At 61.6% G+C, this 12,298-nt stretch carries 10 protein-coding genes; 9 read left to right on the forward strand and 1 reads right to left on the reverse strand.

Annotated features, from left to right (window positions below):
• The first annotated feature begins 12 nt into the window (after positions 1 to 12).
• The 4 genes from AC0T4W_RS16590 to AC0T4W_RS16605 all read left to right on the forward strand — a co-directional run bounded on the left by AC0T4W_RS16590 (position 13) and on the right by AC0T4W_RS16605 (position 4,989).
• On the forward strand, positions 13 to 1,017 hold the full coding sequence (locus AC0T4W_RS16590; RefSeq protein WP_476320816.1) for a permease: 1,005 nt from the start codon (positions 13 to 15) through the stop codon (positions 1,015 to 1,017).
• A 26-nt stretch (positions 1,018 to 1,043) separates the two neighbouring features.
• On the forward strand, positions 1,044 to 1,277 hold the full coding sequence (locus AC0T4W_RS16595) for a thioredoxin family protein (protein WP_476320817.1): 234 nt from the start codon (positions 1,044 to 1,046) through the stop codon (positions 1,275 to 1,277).
• Between the two features lie 101 nt (positions 1,278 to 1,378).
• Positions 1,379 to 2,254: a helix-turn-helix domain-containing protein gene (locus tag AC0T4W_RS16600; protein WP_476320819.1), complete on the forward strand. Its 876-nt coding sequence runs from the start codon at positions 1,379 to 1,381 to the stop codon at positions 2,252 to 2,254.
• A gap of 98 nt (positions 2,255 to 2,352) precedes the next feature.
• On the forward strand, positions 2,353 to 4,989 hold the full coding sequence (locus AC0T4W_RS16605; RefSeq protein WP_476320821.1) for a DEAD/DEAH box helicase: 2,637 nt from the start codon (positions 2,353 to 2,355) through the stop codon (positions 4,987 to 4,989).
• Between the two features lie 7 nt (positions 4,990 to 4,996).
• Here the strand turns inward: AC0T4W_RS16605 and AC0T4W_RS16610 are convergent, their stop codons facing one another.
• Positions 4,997 to 5,503 carry a phosphate-starvation-inducible protein PsiE gene (locus AC0T4W_RS16610; protein ID WP_476320823.1) on the reverse strand — a complete coding sequence of 169 codons (507 nt, stop codon included), beginning with the start codon at positions 5,501 to 5,503 and terminating at the stop codon, positions 4,997 to 4,999.
• A 284-nt stretch (positions 5,504 to 5,787) separates the two neighbouring features.
• On the opposite strand from AC0T4W_RS16610, the gene AC0T4W_RS16615 reads away from it, so the two are divergent.
• From AC0T4W_RS16615 to glyA, 5 genes are all read left to right on the forward strand, one after another.
• Positions 5,788 to 6,048 carry a YebG family protein gene (locus tag AC0T4W_RS16615; protein ID WP_476320825.1) on the forward strand — a complete coding sequence of 87 codons (261 nt, stop codon included), beginning with the start codon at positions 5,788 to 5,790 and terminating at the stop codon, positions 6,046 to 6,048.
• A 222-nt stretch (positions 6,049 to 6,270) separates the two neighbouring features.
• Positions 6,271 to 7,074 carry a transglutaminase family protein gene (locus tag AC0T4W_RS16620; RefSeq protein WP_476320827.1) on the forward strand — a complete coding sequence of 268 codons (804 nt, stop codon included), beginning with the start codon at positions 6,271 to 6,273 and terminating at the stop codon, positions 7,072 to 7,074.
• 409 nt (positions 7,075 to 7,483) lie between these two features.
• The gene (gcvH, locus tag AC0T4W_RS16625; RefSeq protein ID WP_090248917.1) at positions 7,484 to 7,867 is read left to right on the forward strand and encodes a glycine cleavage system protein GcvH; all 384 of its coding nucleotides are present in this window, start codon (positions 7,484 to 7,486) and stop codon (positions 7,865 to 7,867) included.
• An 18-nt stretch (positions 7,868 to 7,885) separates the two neighbouring features.
• The gene (gene gcvP, locus AC0T4W_RS16630; RefSeq protein ID WP_476320829.1) at positions 7,886 to 10,738 is read left to right on the forward strand and encodes an aminomethyl-transferring glycine dehydrogenase; all 2,853 of its coding nucleotides are present in this window, start codon (positions 7,886 to 7,888) and stop codon (positions 10,736 to 10,738) included.
• A 213-nt stretch (positions 10,739 to 10,951) separates the two neighbouring features.
• Entirely contained in the window at positions 10,952 to 12,205 is a 1,254-nt protein-coding gene (gene glyA / locus AC0T4W_RS16635) for a serine hydroxymethyltransferase (RefSeq protein WP_476320831.1), read from the forward strand.
• The last annotated feature ends 93 nt before the right edge of the window (positions 12,206 to 12,298 follow it).

Here is a 12,298-nt window from a genome sequence, read left to right on the forward strand (position 1 = left end):
TAAGGAAGCCCCATGGAACTGTTCAAATGGCTGAATGACCAACTGCTGCGCATGGACTGGCTCGCCTGGCTGGTACGCGTGCTGCTGGAAGATGGTTTTGGTATGGACATGGCCAGCCGGACCGGCGCTAGCCTGCACTTTTTTATCTATGACGTGATCAAGATATTTATCCTGCTGGCCGTGCTGATCTTCAGTATCTCCTGGGTGCAGAGCTATTTTCCGCCTGAACGCACGCGGCGCATTCTCGGCGGCATGAGCGGCTTCAAGGCTAAGCTCACCGGCGCGTTGCTCGGCACCATCACGCCGTTCTGCTCCTGCTCGTCGATCCCGCTGTTTATCGGTTTCACCAGTTCCGGCCTGCCGCTGGGGGTGACCTTCGCCTTTTTGATTTCCTCACCGCTGGTGGACCTGGCTTCGGTGATTCTGCTGGCGAGCATCTTCAACTGGTCGATTGCTATCGCCTATGTGCTGATCGGCCTGGTGCTAGCCGTGCTCGGCGGCACGCTGATCGGCCGGGCAAAAATGGAGCGTTACGTCGAAGCCTTTGTCATGCACAACCCGATGCTCGACATCCCCCAGGCAGAACTGACGCGGCGCGACCGAGCCGAGTTCGCCTGGGCTCAGGTCAGCGATATTTTCCGCCGGGTCTGGCTGTATGTGCTGATTGGTGTGGGCATTGGTGCGGCGATCCATAACTGGATTCCGGCGGACTGGATCGAAGCGCTGCTGGGGCAGGACAACTGGTGGTCAGTGCCATTGGCCACCCTGGTAGGCGTGCCGATGTATGCCGACATCTTTGGCACCCTGCCGATTGCCGAAGCGCTGGTCGCCAAGGGCATCGGCCTGGGCACGGCGCTGGCGTTTATGATGGCGGTTACCGCGCTGTCGCTGCCGTCACTGATCATGCTCAAAAAGGTAGTCAAGGCACCGCTGCTTGCCTTGTTCTTCGGCATCGTCACGGTCGGCATTGTGCTGATTGGCTATCTGTTTAACGCGTTCGCCTATCTGTTTATCTGATTTTTATCCCAAACCAGGAGCAAGCCATGATCATCAAAATCCTCGGTACCGGCTGCAAGAAGTGCATCAGCCTGACAGAAAACACCCAGGCCGCCCTCGCTAATCTGGGGCGCGAGGCGCAGGTGCTGAAGGTCACCGACTTTGCCGAAATCGCCGCCCATGGCGTGATGTCGACGCCAGCCCTGGCGATTGACGACAAGGTGGTATCGGTCGGCAAGGTACTAACAGTCGGCGAAGTGGAAAAACTGCTCAACGCCTGAGTCGTCTATTGCGGCCACCCGCTTGCACAATCTTGCGCATTTCTCCAGTCGGGGGCTGGCAGCCGATGCGGGCCGGCGTAGCATGGCGCGACGGAGGATTTATGTCGCACCTTGAGCACCTACAGGTTTTCCAGAGCATGCACAGCTCGCCCAACACTCAGCTGCACGGCAGCGCCGAGCTGGGCGATGGGCTGGCGGCGGCCGTATGGAGCAACCGCCATGATGCTCGCGACTATGAGGCCCCTAGCCACCACACACTGTCCTGCTACCTGGCCGGCGGTACCGGCACCTTTCGCCGGGAAAGCCCGCACAGCCGGGGAGCGCCAGACAAGCTGTGCATCCTCCCGGCCGGCCATCAGTCAGAGTGGGTGATCAACGGTGAAATCCATCTGGCCCATCTGTATATCAGCCAGGAGCAGTTCGCCCTGGCGGCCGTTAACCTGCTGGATCGTGAGCCACGGGAACTGGAGCTACGTGAAGGCACTTTTCTGGATGATGCGCAGCAGGCCCGACGTTTTCGCCAGCTCAGCAGCATGGACTGGAGCGAGCCGGGTGAACGCCTGCTCAGCAGCAGCCTGGCCCATGAGCTGGTCAGCCACGCCCTGCTGCATCAGGTCGGGCGGCGCGAGGGGCTGCGCCTGAGGGGCGGTCTGGCACCCGTGCAGCGCCGGCGGGTACGCGAATTTATCCAGGCCAACCTCAGTGAGCCGCTTAGCCTGGGCCAGTTGGCAGAGCTGTGCGCGCTGTCCGAATACCATTTCGCGCGTATGTTTCAGCTCAGCTTCGGCCTGCCGCCGCATCGCTATGTACTGGCGCAACGCCTGCGCCATGGCCAGCAGTTGCTGCAACACAGCACGCTGCCACTGGCTGATGTGGCGCTGGCCTGTGGTTTTGCCAGCGCCAGCCATTTCAGTAACCGTTTCCGTCAGGCCTTCAGCACTACACCGGGGCAGTATCGCCAGGCATTCAGCGGCTAGCACCTAATTCACCGCGAGCTGTGCCAGAATCCTCGGCTGTACTCCAGATACATCGCCATTATGCCAACTCACACCTACTGCCTCGCAGGGCGCAGCTGATGCCCCTGGATCTGCTGCATATCCGCCTGGAAGACTGGCGCGCGGAATTCGGCGTGGGCGATTTGCAGCGCGGCCAGGGCTATGCCGCGCAAGGCCGCAGCCGCCTGCTCAGCCTCAAGGGCAGTACCCTGCTGGCCAGCTGCCGGGGCTCTGGGGCGCAAACCTACCAACAGCGCATCACCCTGCACCATTATGGCCAGGGCTGGGGCGTGACCGGCCATTGCAGCTGCCCGGTGGGCTTCAACTGCAAACACGTGGCCAGCGCCCTGCTCACCCTGCAAACCCAGCAGGAGCAAGGCGTCGACCTCTCGCCGCTGATCGTCAGCAGCCCAGAAGCCCGCGAAGAGAGCCTGGAGAATCTGCAGCCCAGCCCCGTGCTAAGCCTCGGCAGCCTGGTGCGTGTGCACTTCGATGCGCGTAAGGGCCGTATGCAGGAACAGACCCAGCACCGCGCGGCCTTGGCCTTCGATTATCAGGGCCATCTGGCATCTGGCAAACAAGGCAAAGACCTGCTGATCAAGCAGAGCGCCCAGCACAGCCTGCGCATCGTGCGCGACACCAGCAGTGAAGCCCTGCTGCGCAAACGTCTGGAGCAAACCGGCCTGCAAGTGGCGCTACGCCAAAGCGAAGCCCTGCCGGAAAGCGCCGGCGAAGCTTACGAGCACCCCAATGACGCCGCCTGGCTGCAGTTTGTCCGTGAGCAATTGCCGCAGCTACGTGAGGAAGGCTGGCAGATCCGCATACAGCCGGACTTCCAGTTCAACCTGACGCCCGTGGATGACTGGTACGCCGAAGTCGAGGAAGACCCCGAGCAGAACTGGTTCGATCTGGAGCTGGGTATCGAGGTGGAAGGCCAGCGCATCAGTCTGCTGCCGATTCTGCTGCAGGCGATTCGCCGCACGCCCTGGTTGCTCAATGGCGAGGCCCTGAACAAGCGCGATGATGACGAGGTGCTACTGGTCAGCCTGCCGCACAACCACAAGCGCGTCGCCCTGCCCTTCGCCCGTCTCAAGCCGTTGCTGGCCACCCTCGGCGAGCTGTTCTTCCGCGAGCCCGGCGAATCCAACCAGCGCCTGCGCCTGTCGCGCCTGGATGCCGCACGCCTGGGCCAACTGGAGCAGGGCCCGCGCCTGAACTGGCGAGGCGGCAGCCAGCTACGCGACTTCGCCGAACGCCTGCAGCGCCTGGAGAGCGCCACCTTGCAAGCGCCCGCCGGCCTGCAAGCCGAGCTACGGCCCTATCAGCTGCAAGGCCTGGCCTGGATGCAAGGGTTGGCCGAGCTGGAAGTCGGCGGCCTGCTTGCCGATGACATGGGCCTGGGCAAAACCCTGCAGACCCTCGGCCATATCCTCTGCGAGTTCAACGCCGGGCGTTTGCAGCAGCCGGCGCTGATCGTTATGCCCACCAGCCTGATTCCCAACTGGCAGGATGAAGCCGCGCGCTTTACCCCACAGCTCAAGGTGCTGGCCCTGCACGGGCCAAAACGCCGCGCACTGTTTAAGCAGATCGATGAACACCAGATCATCCTCACCACCTACGCCCTGCTGCCGCGCGATCTCAAGGCATTGAGCGACTACCGTTATCGCCTGCTGATTCTCGATGAAGCGCAGAACATCAAGAATCCGCGCAGCAAGGCCGCCGTCGCCGCCGGGCAACTGCAGGCCGGGCAACGCCTGTGTCTGACCGGCACGCCGCTGGAAAATCACCTGGGCGAGTTGTGGTCGCTGTTCAACTTCCTGATGCCCGGCTGGCTCGGCGATAGCAAGAGCTTTACCCGCGACTACCGCACGCCGATTGAAAAGAACGCCAACCAGCTACGCCTGAGCCACCTGACCGGGCGGATCAAGCCCTTTATCCTGCGCCGCACCAAGGAGCAGGTGGCCAGCGAACTGCCGCCGAAAACTGAAATCACCCACTGGGTCGAACTCAGCGCGGCGCAGCGCGACCGCTACGAAACTTTGCGCCTGGCTATGGACCAGAAGGTCCGCGCGGAAATCGCCCGCCAGGGTTTGGCGCGCAGCCAGATCGTGATTCTTGAAGCGCTGCTGCGCCTGCGCCAGGCCTGCTGCGACCTGCGTCTGCTTGGAGAGGAAGGCGATAGCAGCCTCACGAGTGCGGACTCCGGCAAGCTCAGCGGCCTGCTGGACATGCTTGCAGAGCTGTTTGCCGAAGGCCGGCGGGTGCTGCTGTTCTCGCAGTTCACCTCGATGCTGGCGCTGATCGAAGCCGAATTAAAGGCGCGCAATATCCCCTACGCCAAACTCACCGGCAGCACCCAGGACCGCCGCACCCCGGTGCAGCAGTTCCAGGCCGGTAAACTGCCGATCTTCCTGATCAGCCTGAAAGCCGGTGGTTCCGGCCTGAACCTGACCGCCGCCGACACGGTGATCCACTTCGATCCCTGGTGGAACCCCGCCGCCGAAGCTCAGGCCAGCGACCGCGCCTACCGCATCGGCCAGGACAAGCCGGTGTTCGTCTACAAACTGATCGCCCGTGGCAGCGTCGAAGAGAAGATCCAGCAGCTGCAGCAAGCCAAAGCCAACCTGGCCCGAGGCGTACTGGAAGGCGGCAGCCAAACCCAGCTGCAGCTCAGCGAAGACGACCTGCAGGCGTTGTTTGCGCCGTTAAGCGACTGACCCGCTTTTAATCGTCGCTCTGCGTATCGTCTTTCTCAGCCGCCTCATCCGCCGAATTGCGTTTGCGCTTTGGCCCATCGGCCTGCACTGCAGGAAAGCGTGAGGAGGCGTAGCGCACCACAAAAATCGCCACCGCCAACAACAGAATCGCCCCAGACACCATCACCACGCCCATGTCGGGTTTGTGGTTGTGTGAGATGTCGGAAATCATCAGGCGGGTCAGCGCGGTAATCGCCACATAAATCATGAAGCGGATCGGCATGTGGTTGGTCTTGAAATAGATACCCACCATCGCCGCCAATTCCAGATAGATAAACAGCAGCAGGATGTCATCTACGGTGATCTGGCCCTTATCCAGCATACCCAGAAAGGCCATCACCGCCGCCCAGGCGGTGACTGCACCAATGGCGAACAACGCCAAGTAGTGGAACGCCTCCATCAGCAGATTGCCCAGCGATTCCGCCAGCCCATGCATGCGTTCGCGCATCTGCTCAGCCCAGTTTGGCTTACCCATAAAAGCTCCTAAAAGATCAAAAATAACGACAGCACCGCGCGCCATCATCCAACAATGCCAGTAGAAAACAATGCCAGTAGAAGAAGCTTGCTGCGGGCGAAAAAACACCTGCAACCGCCGCGCCATGCTGGCGACTGGCGGTTGCACGCTGAAGAATCGGCTATGTTGATAGCCGGCATAGCAATTGCTGCTGGCCAAATGCAGACGAGTTCTTTATGCTCGCAAACACTGTACAAATAAACAGTTTATTGCAACCTATCAGCGTGAAGGCGTAGAGGTGATGAATGGCCGTCGAAGTGGTGTACCGCAGCAGCCGGGATTTGGAGCGTTTATTCATGGATAAAGCCGAAGCCGACCGTCATGACAAAATGCTCGAACTGGCCGAGTTGCTCACCGAGGTGCTGCAAAAAGCCGTGCCATCGCTGAATGAAGCCCAGGGTGAAGAGCTGGGGATTTATATGGCGAAGAACCGTGACATCTTTGCCAAGGCGTTCAAAAACCAGCCGGACGCCTTGAGTGAACTGAACGAACCTGCTGCCGAGTAACGCTAGCGGCAGTAAACAAAACCCCAGTCAATGACTGGGGTTTTGCGTTTCTGGCAGCTCACCCAATCAAGCGCAGGTTGGGTCGGGCGGCGCTCCGTTAAGGAGCGCAGCGACGAAGCCCAACGAAATACGCCAATCCCTGTTGGGTTTCGCTGCGCATAACAATCCACTGGACGAAGCCCCGGCGCTTGACTACAAAGCCAGAGACATCGGGAGATTGTTATGACCCCACGCGCCGCCTGCCTTGCCTGCCTGGAACAGAACCCGCCTGCGCTGTTCGAGGCGGCGCTGTGGATTGCCGTGGAGCACCAGCCAACACTGCAACCGGCGGATGTGCTGCAACGGCTAAACGGCCTGCAACAGCAGGTCAGCCAGGGCTTGCCTAACCTGCCGCCGCAGGAACTGGCGCAACCGCTGCTGCGCCGACTGAGTGAGCTGGATTTTCATGAAGACGATGAACGCCCGCTACGGCCAAGGGCGGCGCTGCTGGATCAACTGTTGTTGCGCCGTCGCGGTCAACCGTTATCCCTGGCCCTACTGGCACTGGAGCTGGCCAGGCGTTTGGGGATTCCGTTGCAGGGGGTGAATTTTCCCGGCCACTTTCTGCTACGCGTACCAGGCGCCGATCATCTGCTCGACCCGTGCAGCGGCCGCCGTCTGTATACCCGCGAATGCCGCGAGCTGCTGCAACGCCATCTGGGCCCAACTGCCGAATTAAGCGCCAACCAACTGCAGCCTTGCGATGCGCGCAGCATGTTGCAGCGCCTGTCGCGCAACCTGCGGCAACTGCATCAACTGGATGATGACCCACTGGCCGCGCTGCGCGATGCCGAGCGCGTGCTGCTGCTCGGTACGCCAACCCCGCACGATCACTTGGCCCGCGCGGATATCTATCAACTGCTCGATTGTCCGCAGGGCGAGCGCTTCGATCTGCAGTGCGCCCTGTTGCTCAGCGATGACCCGGCGCAACACCTGCAACTTAATCAGCGCCTGCGCTCGCTCAGCGACAGCCCGGCGCTGCACTAGCAGGCCGTTGAAAAATGTAGGCGAGGCAGCTGAGATAAGGCGAAAACAGGCAAAAGCGGAATTTACGCGTTATCGATAAGCATTTGACTCGCTTCGCACCCCACCGGGGCCGCCGACAACTGTATCGATTTAAATACATCGTATTGAAAGCGACACAAAGCGTTCAACCCTCGACGCCAGAGCCTTTGCACTGCTCTTTATGGTTGAATCGGCCATTCTCGTATCGAAACCGATACAAGCACCACTGAACTGAACCACTCAAAACAACTTAACTTATTGTTTTTATTGATAAAAATCATAATGGCACCTACCTTGCTAAGGTCTTTGCACCTTACGCTTGTGCCCGGCACGCGCGTCCAGCACATCGCCCCCAGCAGAAAGGGCGAGTCACCACACTTGAGGAGTTCACATGAGCGAATTGCGTTTTACCGTTGAGCACGAATGGCTGCGTCAGGATGCCGATGGCCTGGTGACCGTGGGCATTACTGCCTATGCCCAGGAAGCCCTGGGTGACGTGGTATTCGTGCAGCTGCCGGAAGCCCAGAGCTACGCCGAGGGTGACGAAGTGGCAGTGCTGGAATCGGTAAAAGCGGCGAGCAATATCGCCATGCCGCTGGACGGTGAGGTGGTTGAGGTGAATGGCGAGCTAGAATCCAGCCCTGAGCTGGTCAACGAAGATCCCCTGGGCAAGGGCTGGTTCTTCCGTTTCCGTCCGGCCAATGCCAGCGCGGTAGCCGACCTGCTCGACCAGGCCGCCTACGAGCGCCTGCTCAACGCCAATGCTGACGCCTGAGAGAGTGTGATGACCAACATGGCCAACATAAGTACCCAGAACGAATTTGTCGCCCGCCATATCGGCCCACGTGACACCGATACCGCTGCCATGCTCGAACTGCTCGGCTACGCCAGCATCGACGCGCTGACCGATAACGTCATCCCCGAGAGCATCAAGGGCACCAGCGTGCTGGGTGTTCAGCCGGGCCTGTCGGAAGCCGACGCCCTGGCCAAGATCAAGGCCATCGCGGCCAAGAACCAGCAGTTCAAAACCTATATCGGCCAGGGCTATCACGGCACCCATACGCCAAGCCCGATCCTGCGCAACCTGCTGGAAAACCCGGCCTGGTACACCGCCTACACCCCGTATCAGCCGGAAATTTCCCAGGGCCGTCTGGAATCGCTGCTGAACTTCCAGACCCTGATCAGCGACCTCACCGGTATGCAGATCGCCAACGCCTCCCTGCTCGATGAAGCCACCGCCGCTGCCGAAGCCATGACCTTCTGCAAGCGCCTGTCGAAGAACAAGGCCAGCAACGCCTTCTTCGCATCCATGCACTGCCACCCGCAAACCCTCGACGTGCTGCGCACCCGTGCCGAGCCGCTGGGCATTGAAGTGGTCATCGGCGACGAAGCTGCAATCACTGATGCCAGCGCCTACTTCGGCGCGCTGCTGCAATACCCGGCGAGCAATGGCGACATCTTCGATTACCGCGAACTGATTGAGCGCTTCCACGCTGCCAATGCCCTGGTGGCCGTCGCCGCCGACCTGCTGGCCCTTACCATGCTCACTCCGCCGGGCGAATTCGGTGCCGACGTGGCCCTGGGCAGCGCGCAGCGCTTTGGTGTGCCGCTGGGCTTCGGTGGCCCGCATGCCGCCTACTTCGCCACCCGCGACGCATTCAAGCGCGATATGCCAGGCCGTCTGGTCGGCATGTCGATCGACCGTTTCGGCAAGCCGGCCCTGCGCCTGGCCATGCAAACCCGCGAGCAACATATCCGCCGCGAGAAGGCCACCAGTAACATCTGTACCGCCCAGGTGCTGCTGGCCAACATCGCCAGCATGTACGCCGTGTACCACGGCCCGAAAGGCCTGACGCAGATCGCCCAGCGTGTACACCAGTTCACCGCGATTCTGGCCAAGGGCCTGCGCGCCCTGGGTTACAGCGTCGAGCAGGAATTCTTCTTCGACACCCTGACCCTGGCCACCGGCGGCAAAACCGCTGCTCTGCACGCTGCTGCGCGCAAGGCCGGGATCAACCTGCGTGAAGTAGACGGCGAGCGCCTGGGTCTGTCCCTGGATGAAACCAGCGACCAGGCCGCAGTCGAAGCGCTGCTGGCGGTGTTTGCCGAGGGCAAGGCTGTTCCTGCCTTCGCTGAGCTGGCTGCCGGCGTGATCGCCCAGCTGCCAAAAGGCCTGCTGCGCGAAAGCGAAATCCTCAGCCACCCGGTATTTAATCGCTACCACTCGGAAACCGAGCTGATGCGCTATCTGCGCAAGCTGGCCGACAAGGACCTGGCCCTGGACCGCAGCATGATCCCGTTGGGCTCCTGCACCATGAAGCTCAACGCCGCCAGCGAGATGATCCCGGTGACCTGGGCCGAGTTCGGCAACCTGCACCCCTTCGCCCCGGTTGAGCAGAGCCAGGGTTACACCCAGCTGACTACTGAACTGGAAGCCATGCTCTGCGCGGCCACCGGTTACGACGGCATCTCCCTGCAACCCAACGCCGGCTCCCAGGGCGAGTACGCCGGCCTCCTGGCCATCCGTGCTTACCACCTGAGCCGTGGCGATGATCAGCGCGATATCTGCCTGATCCCGCAATCGGCCCACGGCACCAACCCGGCGACCGCCAGCATGGCCGGTATGCGCGTGGTGGTAACCGCCTGCGACAGCAGCGGCAACGTCGATATCGCCGACCTCAAGGCCAAGGCCGAAGAGCACAAGGAGCGTCTGGCCGCGCTGATGATCACCTACCCCTCGACCCACGGTGTGTTCGAAGAAGGCATCCGCGAAATCTGCGCGATCATCCACGACAACGGCGGCCAGGTGTATATCGACGGCGCCAACATGAACGCCATGGTCGGCCTCTGCGCCCCAGGCAAGTTCGGCGGCGACGTTTCGCACCTGAACCTGCACAAAACCTTCTGCATCCCCCACGGCGGTGGCGGCCCAGGCGTTGGCCCGATTGGCGTCAAATCGCACCTGATTCCATTCCTGCCCGGCCACGGCCATATGGCCCGCAAGGAAGGCGCAGTCAGCGCCGCGCCGTTCGGCAGCGCCAGCATCCTGCCGATCACCTGGATGTACATCAGCATGATGGGCGGCGAAGGTCTCAAGCGCGCATCGCAGATGGCCATTCTCAACGCCAACTACATCGCCCGCCGCCTGGAAGAGCACTACCCCGTGCTGTATTCGGGCGAAGGCGGCCTGGTGGCGCACGAGTGCATTCTGGATATCCGCCCGATCAAGGACAGCAGCGGCATCAGCGTTGACGACGTGGCCAAGCGCCTGATCGACTTCGGCTTCCACGCGCCGACCATGTCCTTCCCGGTGGCCGGCACCCTGATGATCGAGCCGACCGAGAGCGAATCCAAGGAAGAACTGGACCGCTTCTGCGACACCATGATCGCCATCCGCGAAGAGATTCGTGCGGTGGAAGCCGGTAGCCTGGACGCCAACGACAACCCGTTGAAAAATGCCCCGCACACCGCCCTGGAACTGACCGGCGAGTGGACTCACGGCTATAGCCGCGAGCAGGCCGTATACCCGGTGGCCAGCCTGATCGAGGCCAAGTACTGGCCGCCGGTCGGCCGCGTGGACAACGTGTTCGGCGACCGCAACCTGATCTGCGCCTGCCCGTCCATCGAGGCGTATCAGGACGCGTAAGGCGATGTAAACGTAGGATGGGTTGAGCGCAGCGATACCCATCACCGCATACTCATCATCGATGGGTTACGCGGCGCTCAAGAGCGGTGTCGTGGCATGTTCAGTGCCATACGCCGCTAACCCATCCTACGGTTTTGTTTACCCCAGAATTTCGACTCACCTCTACCCGAGGCGGGTTAGCTGCACCTCATATAAAAACCAGAGGGCCTCACCATGTTTAGCAAGCACGACCAACTGCAGGGCTACGATGACGCCCTGCTCGCCGCGATCAACGCCGAAGAGCAGCGCCAGGAAGACCATATCGAGCTGATTGCCTCGGAAAACTACTGCAGCCAGCGCGTCATGCAGGCCCAGGGCAGCGGCCTAACCAACAAGTACGCCGAAGGCTATCCGGGCAAGCGTTACTACGGCGGCTGCGAGCATGTCGACAAGGTCGAGGCCCTGGCCATCGAGCGTGCCAAGCAGTTGTTCGGCGCCGACTACGCCAACGTGCAGCCGCACTCCGGTTCTTCCGCCAACAGCGCGGTGTACCTGGCGCTGCTCAATGCCGGCGATACCATCCTCGGCATGAGCCTGGCCCACGGCGGCCACCTGACCCACGGCGCCAAGGTGTCGTCCTCCGGCAAGCTGTATAACGCCGTGCAGTACGGCATCGACGAGCAGGGCCTGATCGATTACGCCGAGGTCGAGCGCCTGGCCGTTGAGCACAAGCCAAAGATGATCGTCGCCGGCTTCTCCGCCTATTCGCGCACCCTGGATTTCGCCCGCTTCCGCGCCATTGCCGACAAGGTTGGCGCGCTGCTGTTTGTCGATATGGCCCACGTTGCCGGTTTGGTCGCAGCCGGTCTGTATCCCAACCCGCTGCCGTTTGCCGACGTGGTGACCACCACCACCCACAAGACCCTGCGCGGCCCGCGCGGCGGTTTGATCCTGGCCAAGGCCAACGAAGAGATCGAGAAAAAGCTCAACTCCGCCGTGTTCCCCGGCAGCCAGGGCGGCCCGCTGATGCATGTGATCGCGGCCAAGGCCGTGTGCTTTAAGGAAGCACTGGAGCCTGGCTTCAAGACCTACCAGCAGCAGGTGATCGACAACGCCCAGGCCATGGCCGAAGTGTTCGTTGCACGCGGCTTTGATGTGGTCTCCGGCGGCACCGACAACCACCTGATGCTGGTCAGCCTGATCAAGCAGGGCCTCACCGGCAAGGCCGCCGACGCAGCCCTGGGCGCGGCGCATATCACGGTCAACAAGAACGCCGTGCCGAACGACCCGCAGTCGCCCTTTGTCACCTCCGGCATCCGTATCGGCACTCCAGCGGTAACCTCCCGTGGCTTTAAGCAGGGCGAGTGCCGCACATTGGCCGGCTGGATCTGCGACATCCTCGATGAGCTGGACAACCCAGCTGTGATCAAGCGCGTTCGTGGTCAGGTTGCGGACCTATGCGCCAGCTTCCCGGTCTACGCTGACTAATAAGGTGCAGGTTTAAGCCAAGGGTAGGAGCGGGCCATGCCCGCGAATGTCACCGCGTATCGCGGGCATGGCCCGCTCCTACGTCAAGATGGC

This window comes from Pseudomonas sp. C7.1, assembly GCF_056312395.1.